Source organism: Streptomyces sp. Tu 3180 (assembly GCF_009852415.1).
Taxonomy (GTDB): Bacteria; Actinomycetota; Actinomycetes; order Streptomycetales; family Streptomycetaceae; genus Streptomyces.
Map to the genome: position 1 here is coordinate 5,077,882 of NZ_WOXS01000002.1, position 20,250 is coordinate 5,098,131.

13 protein-coding genes and 1 pseudogene are annotated in these 20,250 nt (G+C 76.4%); 9 read left to right on the forward strand and 5 right to left on the reverse strand.

What is annotated here, in order from left to right:
* Positions 1–350: 350 nt before the first annotated feature.
* Complete coding sequence (locus tag GL259_RS23930; protein WP_159535383.1) at positions 351–1,217, reverse strand: alpha/beta fold hydrolase; 867 nt, start codon at positions 1,215–1,217, stop codon at positions 351–353.
* A gap of 470 nt (positions 1,218–1,687) precedes the next feature.
* Between GL259_RS23930 and GL259_RS23935 the strand changes: the two genes are divergently transcribed.
* Entirely contained in the window at positions 1,688–2,104 is a 417-nt protein-coding gene (locus tag GL259_RS23935; RefSeq protein WP_159535384.1) for a cobalamin B12-binding domain-containing protein, read from the forward strand.
* A 179-nt stretch (positions 2,105–2,283) separates the two neighbouring features.
* On the opposite strand, the gene GL259_RS23940 is transcribed toward GL259_RS23935, so the two are convergent.
* Together GL259_RS23940 and GL259_RS23945 are read right to left on the reverse strand one after the other, a co-directional pair.
* Positions 2,284–3,906 (reverse strand): DUF5691 domain-containing protein, encoded by a 1,623-nt coding sequence (locus GL259_RS23940; RefSeq protein ID WP_159535385.1) that lies wholly within the window; start codon positions 3,904–3,906, stop codon positions 2,284–2,286.
* 131 nt (positions 3,907–4,037) lie between these two features.
* Entirely contained in the window at positions 4,038–5,411 is a 1,374-nt protein-coding gene (locus GL259_RS23945; RefSeq protein WP_159535386.1) for an SWIM zinc finger family protein, read from the reverse strand.
* A gap of 132 nt (positions 5,412–5,543) precedes the next feature.
* Between GL259_RS23945 and GL259_RS23950 the strand changes: the two genes are divergently transcribed.
* The 7 genes from GL259_RS23950 to sucD all read left to right on the forward strand — a co-directional run bounded on the left by GL259_RS23950 (position 5,544) and on the right by sucD (position 16,056).
* Positions 5,544–6,719, forward strand: coding sequence for an AAA family ATPase (locus GL259_RS23950; protein ID WP_159535387.1), 1,176 nt, complete (start codon positions 5,544–5,546; stop codon positions 6,717–6,719).
* A 67-nt stretch (positions 6,720–6,786) separates the two neighbouring features.
* Positions 6,787–9,234 carry a DUF5682 family protein gene (locus GL259_RS23955; protein WP_159535388.1) on the forward strand — a complete coding sequence of 816 codons (2,448 nt, stop codon included), beginning with the start codon at positions 6,787–6,789 and terminating at the stop codon, positions 9,232–9,234.
* A gap of 55 nt (positions 9,235–9,289) precedes the next feature.
* Complete coding sequence (locus GL259_RS23960; RefSeq protein WP_159535389.1) at positions 9,290–10,453, forward strand: VWA domain-containing protein; 1,164 nt, start codon at positions 9,290–9,292, stop codon at positions 10,451–10,453.
* A gap of 264 nt (positions 10,454–10,717) precedes the next feature.
* Positions 10,718–11,812: a hypothetical protein gene (locus tag GL259_RS23965; RefSeq protein ID WP_159535390.1), complete on the forward strand. Its 1,095-nt coding sequence runs from the start codon at positions 10,718–10,720 to the stop codon at positions 11,810–11,812.
* A 209-nt stretch (positions 11,813–12,021) separates the two neighbouring features.
* Positions 12,022–13,524: a hypothetical protein gene (locus GL259_RS23970; protein WP_159535391.1), complete on the forward strand. Its 1,503-nt coding sequence runs from the start codon at positions 12,022–12,024 to the stop codon at positions 13,522–13,524.
* Between the two features lie 437 nt (positions 13,525–13,961).
* Positions 13,962–15,143 (forward strand): ADP-forming succinate--CoA ligase subunit beta, encoded by a 1,182-nt coding sequence (sucC, locus tag GL259_RS23975; protein WP_159535392.1) that lies wholly within the window; start codon positions 13,962–13,964, stop codon positions 15,141–15,143.
* Between the two features lie 28 nt (positions 15,144–15,171).
* Positions 15,172–16,056, forward strand: a complete 885-nt coding sequence (sucD, locus tag GL259_RS23980; protein WP_159535393.1) for a succinate--CoA ligase subunit alpha — start codon at positions 15,172–15,174, stop codon at positions 16,054–16,056.
* A 95-nt stretch (positions 16,057–16,151) separates the two neighbouring features.
* On the opposite strand, the gene GL259_RS23985 is transcribed toward sucD, so the two are convergent.
* The gene (locus GL259_RS23985; RefSeq protein WP_159535394.1) at positions 16,152–17,375 is read right to left on the reverse strand and encodes a helix-turn-helix domain-containing protein; all 1,224 of its coding nucleotides are present in this window, start codon (positions 17,373–17,375) and stop codon (positions 16,152–16,154) included.
* 96 nt (positions 17,376–17,471) lie between these two features.
* On the opposite strand from GL259_RS23985, the gene GL259_RS23990 reads away from it, so the two are divergent.
* Entirely contained in the window at positions 17,472–19,241 is a 1,770-nt protein-coding gene (locus tag GL259_RS23990; protein WP_159535395.1) for a DUF6350 family protein, read from the forward strand.
* 104 nt (positions 19,242–19,345) lie between these two features.
* Here the strand turns inward: GL259_RS23990 and GL259_RS23995 are convergent.
* Positions 19,346–20,151, reverse strand: a pseudogene (locus GL259_RS23995) (hypothetical protein).
* Positions 20,152–20,250: the final 99 nt, after the last annotated feature.

Below are 20,250 nucleotides of genomic sequence, written 5' to 3' on the forward strand. Positions count from 1 at the left end.
GGCAGGTTTCACGCACGCAGGAAACGGGCAATCGGTCGTGTTTTGGCGGACTGCGGGCGCGTCCTTGGCCCTGTGTTCGATGTTTGTTCGAGGTGACGCGTGGGGCGGCGGCACAAGTGGGCCGCGCCGGGCGGTCGCTGTTCGGACGGGGACGCCGCGCCGTCGAGGTCACGGGCGTGTCATCGGCCCGGGCGTGTCGTGCGCCCCTCACGGCCGTCCCCGCCGGACGGCCGTGAGGCCGCCGTGCCGGGCCCGGGCCTTCGCGGGCCGTGGCCGGACCGCGGCAGGAGCGCCGCCGTGCCGCGATCGGATCGCCGTCGGGCGGTGGTCGGGCCGCGATCGGATCGCCGTCAGGCGACCGTCATGCCCTCCGCGCGGTCCGTGGAGGGCTCTCCGGGATGCGCCGCGTCCAGGGCCTGCCGTATGCCGGTCGCCACGGCCGGGTGCACGGGCAGGGCGAGGTGGCCGACGCCGCTCACCCGTACGTTCTGCACCATCAGGTCCGGGTGCTCGATGCAGGCCGTCTCCAGCGGCTCCATGATGTGGTCGAGGTCGCTCCAGAAGGCGAAGAAGTGCGTCCGGCAGCCGGGTGCGGGCAGCGCGAGTTCCTCGAGCACCGGCGAGCCGGGGCGCATCTGCCGGACGATGGGGTGCGCGTTGGCCAGCGGCGCGACGCGGGTGCCCGAGTGCGGGGTGCCGAGCGTGACGAGCGTCCGCACCCGGGCGTCACCGCCCAGTCGCTGCACGTAGTACCGCGCGATCAGCCCTCCCAGACTGTGCCCGACCACGTCGACGCGGTTGCTGCCGGTGCGCTCGCAGACCTGCTCTATGTGGCGGCCGAGCAGTTCGGCCGCGATGCGGATGTCACAGGTCAGCGGCGAGTAGTTGAGGGACTCGATCTGCCGCCTGCCGTGCTGGACGAGGCTGCGGCGCAGCAGGAGGAAGACGGAGCGGTTGTCGATGAAGCCGTGCAGCAGCACGACCGGGGGCTTGGCCTCCACCGGCAGTTGCGCGGTGCCGTCCGGTGCGGGCAGCGAGGAGGCCGGGCCCCGTCGCTCCTGGACGATGCCGGCGGGATAGAGCAGGAGGTGGCCCGCCAGGATCGCGAGTTCCAGGGCGGTGGCCTTCAGCAGCGCCAGGGAGAGATCCGCCAGCCGGCTCGGCAGAAGACGCCGGCAGAACGGCAACAGGGGAAGAGCTGCCTGGGTGACCTTCATGGCCGACCTCCTGTCGGCACGCGGAGGAACGGCTCTGTCCCCCGTGTGCCCTCATGGGGAACCGCGACGAGAGCGGTCGACGGTGCGCGCGTGCGACGTGTGGAGGGGGTGCGGTGGTACGGCGGCCTCGTCGCGGATCCCTTGTGCGCATGGTCCCACCGTCGCCCGTGCCGCGCACGGGCATGTGGTGCGGGGGCCGCGGAGCCCCGGAACGCTGCGCGGTGAACGTGTCCCACCGTGTGATTTCCCCCTCCCTGCGCACCGCGAAACGGCCGGTTGCGGGATGCTGGAGATAACGTTCGTTCACTTCCCCGGCCGGTCCGGGCCGGGGTGTCCGTGCCGCGGTGGTACACCCGGCGCAGTGGGCGGCGGGACGTGCGGTGCACACGGCGTGCGCGGCGTGTGCGGCACGGCCCGTGTGTGCGGTACTTGTCGGTACGGATGGATGTAGTCGCTTCATGGAGGCAGTGATGGGTGTGGCAGCCGGTCCGATCCGCGTGGTGGTGGCCAAGCCGGGGCTCGACGGCCACGATCGCGGGGCCAAGGTGATCGCGCGGGCGCTGCGCGACGCCGGTATGGAGGTCATCTACACCGGGCTTCACCAGACCCCCGAGCAGATCGTCGACACCGCGATCCAGGAGGACGCCGACGCGATCGGCCTGTCCATCCTCTCCGGCGCGCACAACACGCTCTTCGCGGCGGTGATCGACCTGCTCGAGGAGCGGGACGCGGCGGACATCCTGGTCTTCGGCGGCGGGATCATCCCCGAGGCGGACATCGCCCCGCTCAAGGAGAAGGGCGTCGCGGAGATCTTCACCCCGGGCGCGACCACGGCGTCCATCGTGGACTGGGTGCGCGCGAACGTGCGCCAGCCCGCGCAGGCCTAGGCGCCGGTCCCCGTCGGCCGGCCCGAGGGGGCCGGTCCGGCCGGCACGACCGGCCGGGGCCCGGGGGCCGGGCCGGCCGGCCGGAACGGCGGGGCGGGTCCCGTGCGCCGGGGTGCCGGTGCGGAACCGGCTCGTCGGGGCCCCGGGGCCCGGACCCGCGACGCTCGGGGCCGCGGTGTTCAGGCTCGCGCCGGGGTCAGCTCCTCCAGCATGACCGCGCGCAGGCGCAGTGTCGCGACCAGGCGTTGGAAGGCCTCCGCCCAGTAGCCGCCGGCTCCCGGCGCCGCGTTCTCCGGCTCGTCCGGTACCGCCAGGAGCGCGTCGAGGTGACCTGCCCCGGAGGGGTCGAGGCAGCGCTCGGCCAAGCCCATGACTCCGCTGAAACTCCATGGATAACTCCCTGCGTCCCGCGCGATGTTGAGCGCGTCGACCACGGCCCGTCCGAGCGGCGCGGCCCACGGCACCGCGCACACCCCGAGCAGCTGGAAGGCCTCGGACAGGCCGTGCGTCTCGATGAACCCGGCCACCCACTCGGCCCGTTCGGCGGCGCCCAGCGTGGCGAGCAGCCTGGCGCGTTCGGCCAGGGACACCGCCCCCGGGCCGCCGGCCTCCGGCGCGGAGGGCTCACCGAGCAGCGCCCGGGACCACTGGGCGTCCCGCTGCCGCACCGCCGCCCGGCACCAGGCCGCGTGCAGCTCGCCCTGCCAGTCGTCCGCCACCGGCAGGGCCACGATCTCCCGGGGCGTGCGCCCGCCGAGCCGCCGCGACCAGCTGCCGAGCGGCGCCGCCTCCACCAGCTGGCCCAGCCACCAGGACCGCTCGCCCCGTCCCGCGGGGGCCTTGGCCGTCACGCCGTCGCGCTCCATGCCGGCGTCGCACTCGTGCGGTGCCTCGACGACGAGCGTCGGCACGTCCCTCGTGTGGTCGACGGCCACACACGCCCCGGCCCTGACCGCCATCCGTTCCGCGAGCGCCGAACCGGGCAGCGCCGACAGCAGCTCCGCGGCCGTCGACCGCACGTTGCGGCTGCGGTCGGCCAGGGCCCGCTCCAGGAAGGGCTCGTCGTCCGGACCGAGGCCGGTGCGCAGGGAGTCCACGAACATGAGCCGGTCCTCCGCGCGCTCCGTCGCCCAGGTCGTCGCGAGGAGGTCGCGTGCGGCGGCGGGCTCGCGGGAGCGCAGGGCGGTGAGGAGTGCGACCCGCTCGGCGAAGAGGCCCTCCCGCCAGAGCCGCTCGATCCCCTCCGGGTCGTCGGGACCGGGCACGGACGCGCCCCGTGCCGAGCGCAGGGCGAACCGCCAGTCCGGGTTGAGCCGGGCCAGCCACAGGGCGCGCGGCCCCGCGAACCGCAGGGCCGCCGGACGCAGGTCCGTACGTCCCCGCGCGGCGTCGAGCAGGGCGGGCAGCGCGGCAGGGGGCGCCGCGAAACCGCGGGCGTTCGCCGCCGCCAGCCACTGGGGCAGCAGCTCCATGAGATCCGGGGCCGTGCCCCGGCGGCCGCCGCCGGAGGCGCCGGGGCGGTCGGAGAGCAGCAGCGTGAGCCGACGGGCGGCGGCGGGCGGCAGCGGCGGACGGGGGTCCTCGGGGGCGGGCTCCGGGCGCCTCGCCGCCCGCGCCGGCCGCAGCCCGGCGCGCCGCCGTACGGTCGCCGCGGCCGCCGCGTCCAGCAGCGCCACCGGTGCCTCGGGGCCGGGGGCGCAGCCCGCCGGTGTGCGCCGGTCCGTGCCCAGCAGGGCCGTGGTGACCAGGTCCTCCCAGGCGTCCGGGAGGGACGGGTCCACGGCGACGGTGGTCCTGCTCATGAGCTTCCTTTCCGTCGGGCGGCCCGGCACGGTCGAAGACCCACGCGCACCGAGTGTCCAGTGGTGCCCGAAAAATTCCTGAGACCGGAGGAACAGGAGGGAACGGGAGGGAACGGGAGGGAACGCGTGGTTCAGCACAGCGGCACCGCCTCGCCGGGCCCCTGCGGCCATGCCGCCATCGGGGTGAATCCCCGGTGGCCGCACTCGCCGAAGACCGTGACCGGGGCGCCGCCCGACAGGGCGACCAGGCGCCACAGGCCGGGCCGGGACCGCGCGGCCGGGGTGATCGGCAGGGCCGTGTCCCCGTCGGCGTCCGCCAGCTGCCAGCCGTCACCGTCCGGGACCGGGACCACCCGGTCCAGCGTCACCGGAACCGACTCCAGCCAGGGGTCGTCGCGCAGCGCCTCGCCGTAGCGGGCGACCGCCCGGGCCGGCGTCGTCCCCGGCGGCCGCGCCGTCGTCGGCGCGGGGGGCGCGAACCGCTCGCCCAGGGCCGCCCGCGGCTGCCCCGCGCCCGGATAGGCGGACAGCTCCGCGTCCAGGACCGTCCCGACCGGCAGGGCGATCTCGGGGGCGCGGCCCGCGGCGCCGTAGGAGAGGAGCAGGGCGGTGCGCCGCGAGTCCGTGCCGTACAGCCAGATGCGGCGGGTCGTCAGACGGGCGTCCGCCGTGTCGTACTGGGCGAGGACCAGCCAGCGGTCCCGCACCGGCGGGCCGTCCGCCGAGGCGGGCAGGCCGACGCGGGAGCGGACCGTCGCGGCGAGGCCCTCCGGCAGCCGCTCCCGGCGCAGCCAGCCCCGGTCGAGGAGGTGGAGCAGCGCGCACTCCTCCAGCAGCCGCACCGGCCAGCCCGGCCCGGTGCCGGGGATCGCCCCCAGCTCCCGCACCCGGGCGGCCAGCCCCTGTGCCTGGGCGTCGACCATGCGGGCCGCCGTCTCCTCCCACAGGCCGTACCCGGACTGCTCCGCCGTCGCCAGGCCGCCGCGGAGCAGGTCCGCCAGGCGCTGCTCCAGCTCCAGCGCGCCCGCGGTGATCCGCTCGGCCCGGCGCTCCGCCCTGCGCCGCGCCGCCTCCGCACCGGCGGACCCGGACGGGGAGCCGGGGGAGTCCGGGGGATCCGGGGAGTGCGCGGTCCGCCGCCGCTCCGCGCGCCCGTGCCGGCCCGCGAGCCACCGCTCCGCCCACTCCGGGGCCTCCGCCCGCGGCACCGCCCCGTCCCCGCCCGCCCAGAGCAGCAGCAGACCGAGCGCGTGCTTGCACGGGACCTGACGGCTCGGGCAGCTGCACGCGCACGCGGGTCCGGAGGGGTCCGCGAGGTCGACGACCGTCCGGTACGGCTCGCTGCCGCTGCCCTCGCACAGCCCCCACAGCGCCCCCTCGCCGGACCGGCCGGCCCCGGACCACGGACCGGCCGCGCCGAGTCTGCTCCCCGCTTCGCGCGAGGCGGTGTCAGGCGCCAGTGCGAGCACCCGGTCCGCGGTCCAGCGCGCCCCCTGCTGAGTCATGCCGCCGAAGGTACGTCCCGGCACTGACAATCGGTCCGACGAGTGCATTTCCGCGGGCCGGGGCGATTGTCAGTGGCGTGGTGCACGGTAGGTGGCAGATCCGAACCGGCCGAGCTGGAGGGGGACTCAGCCATGTCCGCGTCCGTTGAACCGATGTCCGCCGACCCGGCCCGGGACGGCTCCGCGTCCGCGCACCCGGGCACGGACGCCGCCCGTCCCGCCCCCGGACCACAGGCGCTGCGGCCGCACGCGGAGGACGCCTTCGCCGCCGAGCTCGCCGCGCTGGCGGCGCGGGACGACCGCCCGCGTCCGGCCCGCTGGCGGCTCTCGCCGTGGGCCGTCGCGACCTACCTGCTCGGCGGCACGCTGCCGGACGGCACGGTGATCACACCGAAGTACGTCGGTCCGCGCCGCATCGTCGAGGTCGCCGTGAGCACCCTCGCCACCGACCGCGCCCTGCTGCTGCTCGGCGTGCCCGGCACCGCGAAGACGTGGGTGTCCGAGCACCTGGCCGCGGCGGTCAGCGGGGACTCGACCCTGCTGGTGCAGGGCACGGCCGGCACGCCGGAGGAGGCCATCCGCTACGGCTGGAACTACGCCCGGCTGCTCGCCCACGGCCCCAGCCGCGACGCCCTGGTGCCCAGCCCGGTGATGCGGGCCATGGCGGAGGGGATGACGGCCCGCGTCGAGGAGCTGACCCGCATCCCGGCCGACGTCCAGGACACGCTCATCACCATCCTGTCGGAGAAGACCCTGCCGATACCGGAACTGGGCCAGGAGGTGCAGGCGGTCCGCGGCTTCAACCTGATCGCCACGGCGAACGACCGCGACCGCGGGGTCAACGACCTGTCCAGCGCCCTGCGCCGCCGCTTCAACACCGTGGTGCTGCCGCTGCCGGAGACCCCCGAGGCGGAGGTCGACATCGTCTCGCGCCGGGTGGACCAGATCGGCCGCTCCCTCGACCTGCCGGCCGTGCCCGACGGCATCGACGAGATCCGCCGTGTCGTCACGGTCTTCCGCGAGCTGCGCGACGGGGTCACCGCCGACGGCCGGACGAAGCTGAAGTCGCCCAGCGGCACGCTGTCGACCGCCGAGGCGATCTCCGTGGTCACCAACGGGCTGGCGCTCGCCGCCCACTTCGGCGACGGCGTGCTGCGGGCCGGGGACGTCGCCGCGGGCATCCTCGGCGCGGTCGTCCGCGACCCGGCGGCGGACCGCGTCGTCTGGCAGGAGTACCTGGAGACCGTCGTCCGCGAGCGTGACGGCTGGAAGGACTTCTACCGGGCCTGCCGGGAGGTCAGCGCGTGAACGGCGGGGCGAGGGACGCGTGCCGGGGACCGGCGCGGCCGCCCGGCGGCGCTTCGAGGGGGACGGCGTGACGGACGTGGACAGGCCCGGCGGCGGGCGGCCGGCGGGGCCGTTGCTGCTCGGGGTGCGGCATCACGGGCCGGGGTCGGCACGGGCGGTGCGGGCGGCGCTGGAGGAGGCCCGGCCGGGGGCCGTGCTGATCGAGGGCCCGCCCGAGGCCGACCCGCTGATCCCGCTCGCCGCGGAGGAGGACATGCGGCCGCCGGTCGCCCTGCTCGCCCACGCCGTGGACGAGCCCGGCCGCTCGGCCTTCTGGCCGCTGGCGGAGTTCTCCCCGGAGTGGGTCGCGATCCGCTGGGCGCTGGAGCACGGGGTCCCGGCCCGCTTCATCGACCTGCCGGCCGCCCACACGCTGGCGTGGGGGAAGGCGGAGGGGGAGGACGGGAAGGACGGGGACGACGGGACCGGCGGGGCGGACGGGCCCGGCCCCGGCCCCGGTACCGCTCCCGGCCCCGGCGCCGCGGAGGGGTCCAGGTCCGGGGACGACGCCGCCCCGGACGCCGACGTGCGGGTCGACCCGCTGGGAGTGCTCGCCGGGACCGCCGGGTACGACGATCCCGAGCGGTGGTGGGAGGACGTCGTCGAGCACCGGGGCGTGGGGAAGGGCGACGCGCTCGCGCCGTTCACCGCGCTGGAAGAGGCCATGACGGCGCTGCGGGAGACGTACGGCAGCGGGGGACACGACCGGGACCTGGTGCGCGAGGCGCACATGCGGCTGCGGATCCGGGCGGCGCAGCGGGAGTTCGAGGACGGGGTGGCCGTGGTGTGCGGGGCCTGGCACGTGCCCGCGCTGCGGCGGAGGACCACCGTCGCCGCCGACCGGGCCGTGCTGAAGGGGCTGCCCAAGGTCAGGACGGACATGACCTGGGTGCCCTGGACCAACCGCAGACTGTCCCGGATGAGCGGATACGGCGCGGGCGTCGACTCCCCGGGCTGGTACGGGCACCTGTTCGGCGCCCCCGACCGGCCGGTCGAGCGGTGGATGACCAAGGTGGCGGGGCTGCTGCGGGACGAGGACCGGATCGTGTCGTCCGCGCACGTCATCGAGGCCGTGCGGCTGGCGGGGACGCTCGCCGCGATGCGGGGCCGTCCGCTGCCCGGACTGGGCGAGACGACCGACGCGGTCCGGGCGGTGATGTGCGAGGGCTCCGACGTGCCGCTGGCGCTGGTGCACGACCGGCTGGTCGTCGGGGACGTGCTGGGGGAGGTGCCGGCGACGGCGCCCGCCGTGCCGCTGCAGCGGGACCTCGCGCGCATCCAGCGCCGGCTGCGGCTGAGACCGGAGGCCGCGGAGCGGGAGCTGGAGCTCGACCTGCGCAGGGAGACCGACGCCGGGCGCAGCAGGCTGCTGCACCGGCTGCGGCTGCTCGGCGTCGCATGGGGCGAGCCGGCCGCCTCGCGCGGGAGCACGGGGACCTTCCGGGAGACCTGGCGGCTGCGCTGGGAGCCGGAACTGTCCGTACGGGTCGCCGAGGCCGGGGTGTGGGGGACGACCGTACGCGCCGCCGCGACGGCCAGGGCCGAGGCGGACGCCGTCGCCGCGCAGGGCCTCGCCGAGGTCACCGGGCTGGCCGAGCGCTGCCTGCTGGCCGGACTGCCCGGCGCACTGCCCGCGGTGATGCGGATCCTCGCCGACCGCGCGGCCCTGGACACCGACGTCGGCCACCTCGCCCAGGCGCTGCCCGCCCTGGTCCGCTCGCTGCGCTACGGCGACGTGCGCGGCACGGACACCGCGGCGCTGGCCGAGGTCGCCGCCGGGCTCGCCGAGCGGGTCTTCGTCGGACTGCCGCCGGCCTGCGCCGGGCTGGACGCGGACGCCGCCGAGGAGATGCGGGGCCATCTCGACGCGGTGCACGGGGCGGTGGGCCTCCTCGGCGACGCCCCGGCACCGGGGCACGCGGACCTGCGCGCCCGCTGGCAGTCGGTGCTGCGGACGCTGTCGGCGCGGGACACGGTGCCCGGCGTCGTACGGGGGCGGTCCGTGCGGCTGCTGCTGGACGGCGGGGAGCTGGCGCGGGACGAGGCGGCGCGGCTGATGGGCCTGGTGCTGTCGCCGGGCACACCGCCGGCGGACGCGGCCGCGTGGATCGAGGGCTTCGTCGGCGGCGGCTCCGGGGGCGGGATGCTCCTGGTCCACGACGAGCGGCTGTTCGGGCTGGTCGACGCGTGGCTGACGGGGGTGCCGGCGGAGGCGTTCACGGACGTACTGCCGCTGCTGCGGCGGACGTTCTCGGCGTACGAGGCGGGGGTGCGGCGCACCCTCGGCGAACTGGTCCGGCGCGGGCCCGGGGCGCGCGGGAGCACGGTGGCCGCCGGTTCCGGCGCACCCGGCTTCGCGCCCGACCTCGACACCGCGCGCGCGGACGCCGTGCTGCCGGTCGTGCGGCTGCTGCTGGGACCGGGCGGGGACGACGGGGAAGCGCTCGGCACCGGTCCGCAGGGAGCGGCGCGATGACGGGACCGCGAACACAGCGGCACCACGACACCGGCGGCACCAGGGGGAGAGGCACATGACGACCACGGCGACGGACCCGGCGCGGGAGCGGCTGCGGCGGTGGCGGCTCGTGCTCGGCGGGGACGCGGCCGACGGGACCGGACACGCGCTGTCCGGGCAGGACGCCGCGATGGACGGCGCCCTCTCCGCGCTCTACGGCAAGGGCGACAAGCCGCAGGCGGGGCGGGAGCGTTCGGCGGGGCTCGGGGCGTCGGCGCCGTCGGTGGCGCGCTGGCTCGGGGACATCCGGACCTACTTCCCCTCCTCCGTCGTCCAGGTCATGCAGCGCGACGCCATCGACCGGCTCGGGCTGTCCACCCTCCTGCTGGAACCGGAGATGCTCGAGGCGGTCGAGGCCGACGTCCACCTCGTCGGCACGCTGCTGTCGCTCGGCAAGGCGATGCCGGAGACGACGAGGGAGACGGCACGCGCGGTCGTGCGCAAGGTCGTCGAGGACCTGGAGAAGCGGCTCGCCACCCGCACCCGGGCCACCCTCACCGGCGCCCTCGACCGCAGCGCCCGCATCGAACGGCCGCGCCACCGCGACATCGACTGGAACCGCACGATCGCGGCCAACCTCAAGCACTACCTCCCGGAGCACCGGACGGTCGTGCCGGAGCGGCTCGTCGGCTACGGGCGTGCCTCGCGGTCGGTGAAGAAGGAGGTCGTCCTCTGCGTCGACCAGTCCGGATCGATGGCGGCGTCCGTCGTCCACGCGTCGGTGTTCGGGGCGGTGCTCGCGTCCATGCGGTCGATCAGCACGCGGCTCGTCGTCTTCGACACGGCGGTCGCCGACCTCACCGACCGGCTCGACGACCCCGTCGACGTGCTCTTCGGCACCCGACTCGGCGGCGGTACGGACATCAACCGGGCGCTGGCGTACTGCCAGTCGCGGATCACCCGGCCCGCGGAGACGGTGGTGGTGCTGATCAGCGACCTCTACGAAGGGGGGATACGCGACGGGATGCTCAAACGGGTCGCGGCGATGAAGGCGTCGGGGGTGCAGTTCGTGGCGCTGCTCGCACTGTCCGACGAGGGGACGCCCGCGTACGACCGGGAGCACGCGGCGGCGCTGGCCGGACTGGGCGTGCCGGCGTTCGCCTGCACGCCCGACCTGTTCCCGGAGGTGATGGCGGCGGCGATCGAGAAGCGGCCGCTGCCGGTACCGGACGCGGTGTGAACCGAGGCGAGCGGGACGGACGGGACGGGCCGGCGGCTGCCTGCCGACCCGTCACCGTCCGGCTCGCGGCGGCCAAAACGGACATGACCGGCCATCGGTGACGAGGGGCTTGCGCAACCTCGGGAGTCGCGTGCGAGGATCGGCGCCGTTCGATTTCGGCGTACGAGGCGCTCCCCATGCCCGACGCCTCACTCGACGCCTCACGCCTCATGCGACGCGCGATGCGTCCTCGCCCGTCCCGCCGTCCGGGAGGAACCTCCCCCCTTGACCTGGTCAGCAGCGTTGCCCGGTGCCGCCCTGCGCGCGATGCGCACGGCGGCCGGGCGGCGTGCGCTCGAAGTGGCGCTGCTGGTGGGCGCGGTGTTCGTGCTCGGGATGCTGTGCGGGGAGAGGGCGCAGGCGGCGGACGGCGTGCAGGCGGAGACGTCCTCGCTCTCCCTCTCCGACTCCCCCTTCACCGGCACCACCGGGACGGTCGGGGCCGTGGTGTCCGCTCCGGTGAACGGCGTCCGGGCGGAGAGGCCGGGCGGAGAGGCCCGGCGGGCCGCCGGCCAGGTCCCGCCGGCCGACACCCGCCGTCCGGGCCGCCCGGAGGCCGCGGAGGCCCCGGCGAGCGAGCCGGGGACTTCGGCCACCGGGCCGACGGCCGCCGGCACCGTGCAGGCCCCGTGGGCGGCCGACCCGTTCCGCCCGCTGACCGAGTCCCTGGTCCGGACCGTGGACGAGCGGATCGTGCGACCGGTCGGGGAGGCGGTGGGCACGGTGACGGGCCGGTCGGTCGTGTCGCCGGAGGAGCTGCCCACGCTGCCCGAGCTGCCCGGTCCGACGCGGCCCCTCCCGCGGCCGGACCTCCCGGGGCTGCCCGCCGTTCCCGGACCCGCCGTTCCCGGACCCGCCGTTCCCGGGCCCGTCGTTCCCGGACACACCCTTCCCGCGCCGATCACGTCCGACCCGGGGGCGGGGTCACCCGCTCCGCGGCCGGAGGACCCGACCGCCTCGACTCCGACGGCGGCCGGTGCGTCCGTCCCGGACGGACGCACCGGAGCCGTGGCGCCCGTCGCCCTCGGCCCGGTGGCCGTCGACGCCCACGGCGCGACGCGCGGCGCCGACGGGCACGGCGCCCCGCGGGACGCCGTGCACGCCGAGCCGGCCCCGGCGCCCCACGCCCCCGCCGGTCAGCCGGACGGGACGGCGGGCAGCCGTTCGACCGCGGACAACGGCACGCCGCGGCACGGCGACGCACACGCCGTGACCCCGTGCCCCCGGCCGCCGCTCCGGCTCGTCCCCGGCGCCACCGAGCGCGCCGAGGCGACCGGGACACGGGACCGGTACCGGGACGTTCCCGTCTCCCCCGCCTAGGGGCGGCCGCTCCCCCCGCCGCGCGTGCGCGCGGGGGCGGAGCAGGCCTGCCCGTCCGGACACCCTCCGTGTCCCGGCGGAAGCCGCCGGAGCCTTCCGCGCACCCCGCGGACCCCGGCCCGGCGGCCGGAAACACGTCCCCCGGCTTCCGGGCCCGCCCGATCACGTCCGGGCCTCGGAACCCCAGGATCCAAGGATCTGACGCACAGATGAACAAGAACATCCGCCGTTCCCTCGTCATAGCCGCCGGTGTCACCGGGGCCTGGGCCCTCGGCTCCGCCTCGGCGAGCGCGGAGGAACCGCCCTCGCTCCCCCTCTCGGCCCCGGACGCGACCGCCGCCGAGACCGCAGCCGAAACGGCCGCCGAGACCGGTGCCGACGCCGCCGGCACCCTCACCGACTCCCTCGGCGAGCCCCACGCCCGCACCCACGCCGGTGCCGCCGTCACCGCGACGGCCGACGCCCTCGGCTCCGCCGCCGAATCCGCTGCCGGAACCGACGCCGCCGTCACCGCGCGGGACACCGTCGACTACCTCTTCGGTCCCCTCTCCGCCTTCGCCCCCGAGCTCGAGCGGCAGGACCTCGCCACCGCCCAGGACACCGCCCACCGGGCCCGGGGCGGTGCGTCCGGCCTCACCGGCACCGTTTCCGCCGTCCCCGGGCACGCCACCGTCATCGCCGACGAGACCGCCCGGGACGCCGTCCCGCCGATCGCCCGGCGGGCCGTCGCGGGGGCCGCACCGGTCGCCGAGCGGGCGGTGGCCGCGGTCGCGTACACCGGGCAGGGGACCCTCGCCGGCGTCGCTCCGGTCCCCGGCGGCCTCGCGGCCGGAGCGGCGGGAGCCGCCGCGGACGCGGCCCACGGCGTGACCCCGGTCGCCGGACACGCCGCCGGCGGGGCCGGGCGGGCCGCGGGGCACGCCGTCGGCGCCGCGGCGGCGACGGCGTACGGCCTGGCCGGTGACGTCCGGCCGGTCGTGGACGGCCCGGTGCGGGACGTGCCGCCGGTCGCGGCCGGCGCGGCCGCCGACGCGCGGTCGGCCGCCGGGGGCGCGGTCGCCGAGGCGGCGTCCGTCGCCACCGGTGCCGTGGACGGCGTGCGGCCGGCCGTCGGCGGGGTCGTCGGCGACGTGCCGCCGTACGCCACCGGTCTGGCCGGATGGGCCGCCGCTGACGTCACGGGCGCGGTGCTGCCGCCGGTCGTGGACACGGCCGTGGACGGCGCGGTGCCCGTCGCCGGGCGGGCCGTCGCGGACGCGGGCGCACTGGCGCACGGCGTCACCGGTGACGTCCGGTCCTTCACCGGCGGTGTCGTCGCGGAGGTGCCGCCGGTGGCGCACGGCGCGGCCGGGCGGGCGGGCTGGTTCGCGGAGGGCGTCGCGGACGAGGTGCCGCCGTTCGCCGCCGGGGTCACCGGGGCCGTCCGGCCCGTCGTGGACGCCGTCACCGGGACCGTCGCACCGGTCGCCGAGGGGGTCGGCGGCAGCACCGCGGCGCTGGCGCACGGCGTCGCCGAGGACGTCCGGCTCTTCGCGGGCGGGGTGGCCGCGGAGGCCGGCCCGTTCGTGCACGGGGCCGGCGGACAGGCCGCGCCCTTCGCGCGGGACCTGTCCGGGACCGTCCGGGCCGACACGGGCGCGCTCGCCGGTCACGCGGTCACCGGAGCCGAGGGCGTCGCCGAGTCGGCCGCCCCGCGGTGGAACCACATCTGACCCGCGAGTAACAAGAGACTCCGCGGGGCATCGGTCCCGGGACCGCCGAAATCCGTCGGCGCGTCCGATCGGAACCCCGCGGACGGGGGAGCGGCCCTCATTGGGGTGGGGGCCGCTCCCCGCAGCCCGGAGAGCGGGGCGCTCGTCGTCCCTCCGGGCTGTTCCAGCGGCCTCACCGGGTCAACCCCAGCCCGGTGAGGCCCCTCACCCCCGGCACGCCGTGCCAGGGAGGGCGGCATCATGTGACAGGTATCACCGCTCACGTGTGACTCGCGATTTAGAGAGGCCCGCCGTGCGGCGATAACCTGCGAGATGGACATGCCGCGCGCTCGGACACCGTGTGCGCCTCCCTTGTGACACAGCGGACGTCACGTTGCCCTTCGCGGCACGCCCACGCATCCAACGAACCGCGAGATCACTGATAGGGACGGAAGCGCGTGGACCTGTTCGAGTACCAGGCGAGGGACCTCTTCGCCAAGCACGGTGTACCGGTGCTGGCCGGTGAAGTCATCGACACGCCTGAGGCGGCGCGCGAGATCACCGAGCGTCTGGGCGGCAAGTCGGTCGTCAAGGCGCAGGTGAAGGTCGGTGGTCGCGGCAAGGCCGGTGGCGTGAAGCTGGCCGCCACCCCGGACGAGGCCGTCGCCCGCGCGACGGACATCCTCGGCATGGACATCAAGGGCCACACGGTCCACAAGGTCATGATCGCCGAGACGGCCCCGGAGATCCTCGAGGAGTACTACGTCTCCTTCCTCCTCGACCGCGCCAACCGCACCTTCCTCTCCATCGCCTCCGTCGAGGGCGGCATGGAGATCGAGGAGGTCGCGGCCACCCGCCCCGAGGCCGTCGCCAAGATCGCCATCGACGCCATCGACGGTGTGGACGAGGCCAAGGCCCGCGAGATCGTCGAGGCCGCCAAGTTCCCGGCCGAGGTCGCCGACAAGGTCGTGAACGTCCTCGTCAAGCTGTGGGACACCTTCGTCAAGTCGGACGCCCTCCTGGTCGAGGTCAACCCGCTCGCGAAGGTCGCCTCCGGTGACGTCATCGCCCTCGACGGCAAGGTGTCCCTGGACGACAACGCCGAGTTCCGCCACCCCGAGTTCGAGGAGCTCCAGGACAAGGCCGCGGCCAACCCGCTCGAGGCCGCCGCCAAGGAGAAGAACCTCAACTACGTCAAGCTCGACGGCGAGGTCGGCATCATCGGCAACGGCGCGGGTCTCGTGATGAGCACCCTGGACGTCGTCGCGTACGCCGGTGAGAAGCACGGCAACGTCAAGCCGGCCAACTTCCTGGACATCGGCGGTGGCGCCTCCGCCCAGGTCATGGCCAACGGCCTGGAGATCATCCTCGGCGACCCGGACGTCAAGTCCGTCTTCGTCAACGTCTTCGGCGGCATCACCGCCTGCGACGAGGTGGCCAACGGCATCGTCCAGGCCCTGAAGCTCCTCGAGGACCGCGGCGAGCAGGTCACCAAGCCGCTGGTCGTCCGCCTCGACGGCAACAACGCCGAGCTCGGCCGGCAGATCCTCACCGACGCCGACCACCCGCTGGTCCAGCGCGTCGACACCATGGACGGCGCGGCCGACAAGGCCGCCGAGCTGGCCCACGCCGCCAAGTAAGCACTCAGGACGAGGACACCAACACACCATGGCTATCTGGCTCAACAAGGACAGCAAGGTCATCGTCCAGGGCATGACCGGTGCCACCGGCATGAAGCACACCAAGCTCATGCTCGGTGACGGCACGAACGTCGTGGGCGGCGTGAACCCGCGCAAGGCGGGTCAGACCGTGGACTTCGACGGCACCGAGGTACCCGTCTTCGGCACCGTCAAGGAGGCCATCGAGAAGACCGGCGCCAACGTCTCCGTCATCTTCGTGCCGGAGAAGTTCACCAAGGACGCGGTCGTCGAGGCCATCGACGCCGAGATCCCGCTGGCCGTCGTGATCACCGAGGGCATCGCCGTGCACGACACGGCCGCCTTCTGGGCGTACGCCGGCAAGAAGGGCAACAAGACCCGCATCATCGGCCCGAACTGCCCCGGCATCATCACCCCGGGCCAGTCCAACGTCGGCATCATCCCGGGCGACATCACCAAGCCGGGCCGCATCGGCCTGGTCTCGAAGTCCGGCACGCTGACGTACCAGATGATGTACGAGCTGCGCGACATCGGCTTCTCCACGGCGGTCGGCATCGGCGGTGACCCGATCATCGGCACCACCCACATCGACGCCCTGAAGGCCTTCCAGGACGACCCCGAGACCGACCTGATCGTCATGATCGGCGAGATCGGCGGCGACGCCGAGGAGCGGGCCGCGGCCTTCATCAAGGAGAACGTGACCAAGCCGGTCGTCGGCTACGTCGCGGGCTTCACCGCGCCCGAGGGCAAGACCATGGGCCACGCCGGCGCCATCGTCTCCGGCTCCTCCGGCACCGCCCAGGCGAAGAAGGAGGCCCTCGAGGCCGCCGGCGTCAAGGTCGGCAAGACGCCGACCGAGACGGCGAAGCTGGCGCGCGCCGTCCTCGCGGGCTGAGCCCGGCCCCGCGGGTCGCGCCACCGCACGGCACGGACGGGCCCGTCCCCCCCGGGGGGACGGGCCCGTCCGCGTTCCGGGGTAGGTGCGGAGCCTCACCGCGGCTGCGGTGCCAGCCGGTCCGGCCCGTGCAGCAACTCCCGCCGGAGCTTGGAGCGCAGCTCCTGCTGGTCCTTCGACAGGGGGCCGGGAGCCACCCGCGGCGGCACGCCCCGGACCTTCTCCCCCGGCGGCACCGGCGGTTCGTAGCCGTCGGGGGCGGTGTACAGGGCGTACGCCGTGGTGCCGATCAGGGCGGCCGTGAAGGCGAGGGAGGTCCGGGTCCAGAAGCGGGCCCGGCGTTCGCCGCCGTCGCGCACCGCCGTCGGCCGGGCCGCCCGCAGCCGCTCGGCGGAGGCCAGTTCGGCCAGCCGCCGGTGCAGCACCCGCGGATCCGACAGCTCCGGCAGCCGGGCGGCGACGGCCTCGCGCGCGTGCAGCAGCCGGCCGGCGGTCGCCGGGGTGCTGGCCTCGGTCTCCGCGGCCACGTCGGGCAGGTCGAGGCCGATCCCGTCGTACAGCAGGAGCGTGCGGCGGTACGGCGGCGGGAGCCGCAGCAGGACCTCCAGCAGGGCCCGGTCGGACGGGTCGGGGGGCGGGGGTCCGGAGCGCCGGTGACGGAGGCGGAACCGGTGCCAGGGGGAGAGCGCCCACTCGTGCGCCGCCGCGCGCACCCAGCCGGCCGGGTCCGGGTCGCGGGCCACCTCGGGCCAGTGTTCCCAGGCCCGTTGGAACGCCCGCTCCACCGACTCGCGCGCCAGGTCGCGGTGGCCGGTCAGCAGGTACGCCTGCCGGACCAGGGCGGGGGCGCAGAACGCGTACAGCGCGTCGAAGGCCTGAGCCGGCGTCAGGCCGTGCGCCGGGCCGGGGGAGTCCTGCTCCCCGGGCGGGAAGGCCGGTGCGGGGTCCCTCGGCGAGGACGGCGGGGGCGCCTGCGCGAACGCCGACGGCTCCGGCGCGACCGGGCCGCGGCGGCCGCCCAGGACGGGCTCCTGCGGACGCGCCGTCACCGTGCCCGCGTCCGGCTCCTCCCGGTGACGGGCCGGGGCGGACTCCCGCGTCCCGGCCCGCGCCGCGGACTCCGCCAGGGCGGCCAGCAGCTTCGCGTACGCCTCCCGCTTCCGGCCCCGCGGTGCGGTCCGGCCGGACTCCCACGCCCGCACCGTCCCGGTGTCGACGCCCGCGCGCGCGGCGAGCTGACCGGGCGTCAGCGCGTTCGCCTCGCGCAGGCGCCGGCGTTCCTCGGGCGGGGGGAGGGGGAGGGCAGACCTCCGCGTCACCGGTCACCCCTCCATGCAAAAAAGAACATAAACGTATATTGGGCGACACAACGATGCTTCGCCCGTTACGCCGGGAAAGCGCGTGTCGTTGGGAGCATGGCGGGCGTGATCCAGACGACCGTTCGCCGATCGACGCCGGCCCTCCTGCTCACCCGGGTGCGCGACCGCTCGCCCGGACTGGCCGCCGGTCTCCTCGGCGGCGCCCTCGCGGCCGGACTGGGGCTCGCGGCGTTCGCGATGCTCGTGATCCTGCTGTGGATCAGCTCGCCCTACCCCGACAGCGGGGCGGACGGCGCGCTGCACATCGCCGCGGCGCTGTGGCTGCTGGCGCACGGCGCCGAGCTGATCCGCACCGACACGCTCTCCGGCGTCCCCGCACCCCTGGGCGTCCCGCCGCTGCTGCTCCTCGCGCTGCCGGTGTGGCTGCTGCACCGGGTGGCCCGGGACGCCGCGGACGGGGGCGCGGCCGGCGGCGCCCCGCCCGCCCCCGGCCGGACCGTCTGGACGGGAGTCGTCCTCGGCTACCTCGCCGTCGGCACGCCCGCCGCGCTCTACGCCGCGGGCGGCGCGCTGCGGCCCGCGTGGACGTCGACCGGGGTGTGCGTGCCACTGGTCGCCGTGGCGGCGGCCGGGGCGGGGGTGTGGACGGCGTACGGCCGCCCGAGCGGGCCGCTGGAGCGGACGCTGGGCAGGGTGCTGCCGAGGGGGGCGCGGCACCTGGTCCTCGGCCCGGACGGCCGCCCCGGGGTCGCGGCGCGGGCGGCGGCGGCCGGGACGGCGGTGCTGGCCGGCGGCGGTGCGCTGCTGCTGGTGGCCTCGCTGGGATGGCACGGCGGGGAGACCCGGAGGGCCTTCCTGGGGCTCACGGAGGGCTGGTCGGGGCGGCTGGCGGTGCTGCTGCTCGGCGTCACGCTGGTGCCGAACGCCGCGGTGTGGGCGGCGGCGTACGCCCTCGGCCCCGGTTTCCTCCTCGGCACCGGCACCCTCGTGACCCCGTTCTCCTCCGCGCCGGCCCCGCTGCTGCCGCCGTTCCCGCTGCTCGCTGCGGTGCCGGACGCGGGGGAGGGGACGCCGCTGAACTGGGCGGCCGGGGCGGTGCCGGTGCTGGCCGGAGCGGTGGCGGGGTGGTGCGTGGGCCGGGGCGCCGCGGCGGGCGGGGAGGGCGGAGGACCGGCAGGCGCACGGCCCGGGCGGGCGCCCGCCGCGCCCTGGTCGCGCGGCCGGACGGCCGGCGCGGCGGCACTGGCGGCCGTGCTGTGCGCGGCCCTGCTGACGGTGCTCGCGACGCTCGCGGGCGGACCGCTGGGGGTGGCCTCGCTCTCCCGGTTCGGGCCGGTGGGGTGGCAGGTGGGAGCCGCGACCCTGGTCTGGATCGGACTGGTGGCGACCGTGACGGCCCTGGCGGTACGGGACTGGCGGTGCCGCACGTCCCGTGGCGGGCGGCCGGGGCGGGCGGGACAGGCGGGGCGGATCGGCGGGCCGCGCGAGGAGCACCCGTACGGAGGCGGGCCGAAGGAGGACGGCTCCACGAGCTCCACGGGAGGCACGGCGTCCACAGGCTTTGCGGGCGGCCGGCGGATCCGGGCGCTCCGGTATCCGGCCCGGGCCGTGGGCGCCCGCCCGGCGCGGGCCCCGGAGCAGCGGGCGGCCGCGAGCGGGACCCCGGACGGCCGGGGAGCGAGGCTGCGGGCGGCATGGCGTCTCGCGCGGACCGCGGGCGCCCGCGCCGCGTGGGCCCCGAAGGCCCCACCGGCCGCGGACAAGGGCCCGGGCGGGGAAGGCGGTGACTGCGGTCCCTACGACTTCCTGCCCGTGGATCCCCCTCCCGGCGCGCTCGACCCGGCCGGGGACCGGCAGTGTCCGTGACCGGGGTCAGCCGTGGCACGGCGCCCCGGGGCCGTGGCCGCGCCCGGACGCGGGCGGACGCCGCGGCCGGACGGGGCCCGAGGCCCGCGGTGTCACCGCCGGTGTCAGCCGGACGTCCCCAGGAGGTCGCGCAGTTCCTCCGGCAGGAGGTCGCTGCAGGACTGCCGCGCCTCCTGGGTGAGCGCGTCGTTGGTGCACGTGTAGTAGTCGTGGTAGACCATCCGGGCCGTGAACGACGCGGCGACCAGGGCGAGGGCCAGGGAGGCCGTCACCAGGCCGCTCACCGCGGCCGTGGTCTGCGGGCGGCCCTGCGGCCGGGGCGCCGCGGAGTCCGGGTCGGGCGTGCGGGGCTTGGCGCGCAGGGCGCTGATGCCCCAGTACAGGGCGAACGCGCCCAGCAGCAGCGCGACGTAGGGCCAGCTGAAGAGGGCGAAGAAGAAGGCCCACATGCCGGCCAGCAGCGCGTAGCGCGCCCGGCGCTGGGCCGGGTCGGTGGGGTCCCAGCGCGGGCCGGGACCCTGGGGTCCGCCGCCCTGGCCCTCGGGACCGCGCGGGCGCTCGCCGAAGCCGCCGGGGGAGCGGCCGGGCTGCCGGTCGCTCCAGTTGCGGCCCCAGGGGGAGCGGCCGCCGTCCCCCCGGGAACCGTCGCCCCCTCGCCGCCGGACGGGTGCCTCGGCTGCCAGGGCCGGTCGGGGGCGCCCTCCGGCGGCGGTGCGAACGGATTGTCGTCCTGGGAGGACCGGGGGTCCTGCGGGGCCCGGGAGTCGCGGCGCCGGTCGTCACCCCCGCCCTCGCCCCGGGGCGCGTCGGGCGGTGAGGCGGGGCGCTCCCGCAGCAGCACGGCGCCCCGCTCCCCTCCCTGGGCCGACTGCTGGGGGAACGTGAGGAATCGCAGGCTGCGGTCCGACATCAAGTGAGCGTCTTCCCCTTAATGAAGCACGGCGTGGTCCGGCGCTGCCGCCTCGCACGACGTATCGACTACGACTGGGCTGGTGAGCCGGCGCGTTCC

What these genes read in the sequence shown, in the direction of transcription:
- GL259_RS23930 (WP_159535383.1), bottom strand. Translation starts at nt 1,217, where the DNA reads ATGAAGGTCACCCAGGCAGCTCTTCCCCTGTTGCCGTTCTGCCGGCGT.
- GL259_RS23935 (WP_159535384.1), top strand. Translation starts at nt 1,688, where the DNA reads ATGGGTGTGGCAGCCGGTCCGATCCGCGTGGTGGTGGCCAAGCCGGGG.
- GL259_RS23940 (WP_159535385.1), bottom strand. Translation starts at nt 3,906, where the DNA reads ATGAGCAGGACCACCGTCGCCGTGGACCCGTCCCTCCCGGACGCCTGG.
- GL259_RS23945 (WP_159535386.1), bottom strand. Translation starts at nt 5,411, where the DNA reads ATGACTCAGCAGGGGGCGCGCTGGACCGCGGACCGGGTGCTCGCACTG.
- GL259_RS23950 (WP_159535387.1), top strand. Translation starts at nt 5,544, where the DNA reads ATGTCCGCGTCCGTTGAACCGATGTCCGCCGACCCGGCCCGGGACGGC.
- GL259_RS23960 (WP_159535389.1), top strand. Translation starts at nt 9,290, where the DNA reads ATGACGACCACGGCGACGGACCCGGCGCGGGAGCGGCTGCGGCGGTGG.
- GL259_RS23970 (WP_159535391.1), top strand. Translation starts at nt 12,022, where the DNA reads ATGAACAAGAACATCCGCCGTTCCCTCGTCATAGCCGCCGGTGTCACC.
- sucD (WP_159535393.1), top strand. Translation starts at nt 15,172, where the DNA reads ATGGCTATCTGGCTCAACAAGGACAGCAAGGTCATCGTCCAGGGCATG.
- GL259_RS23990 (WP_159535395.1), top strand. Translation starts at nt 17,472, where the DNA reads ATGGCGGGCGTGATCCAGACGACCGTTCGCCGATCGACGCCGGCCCTC.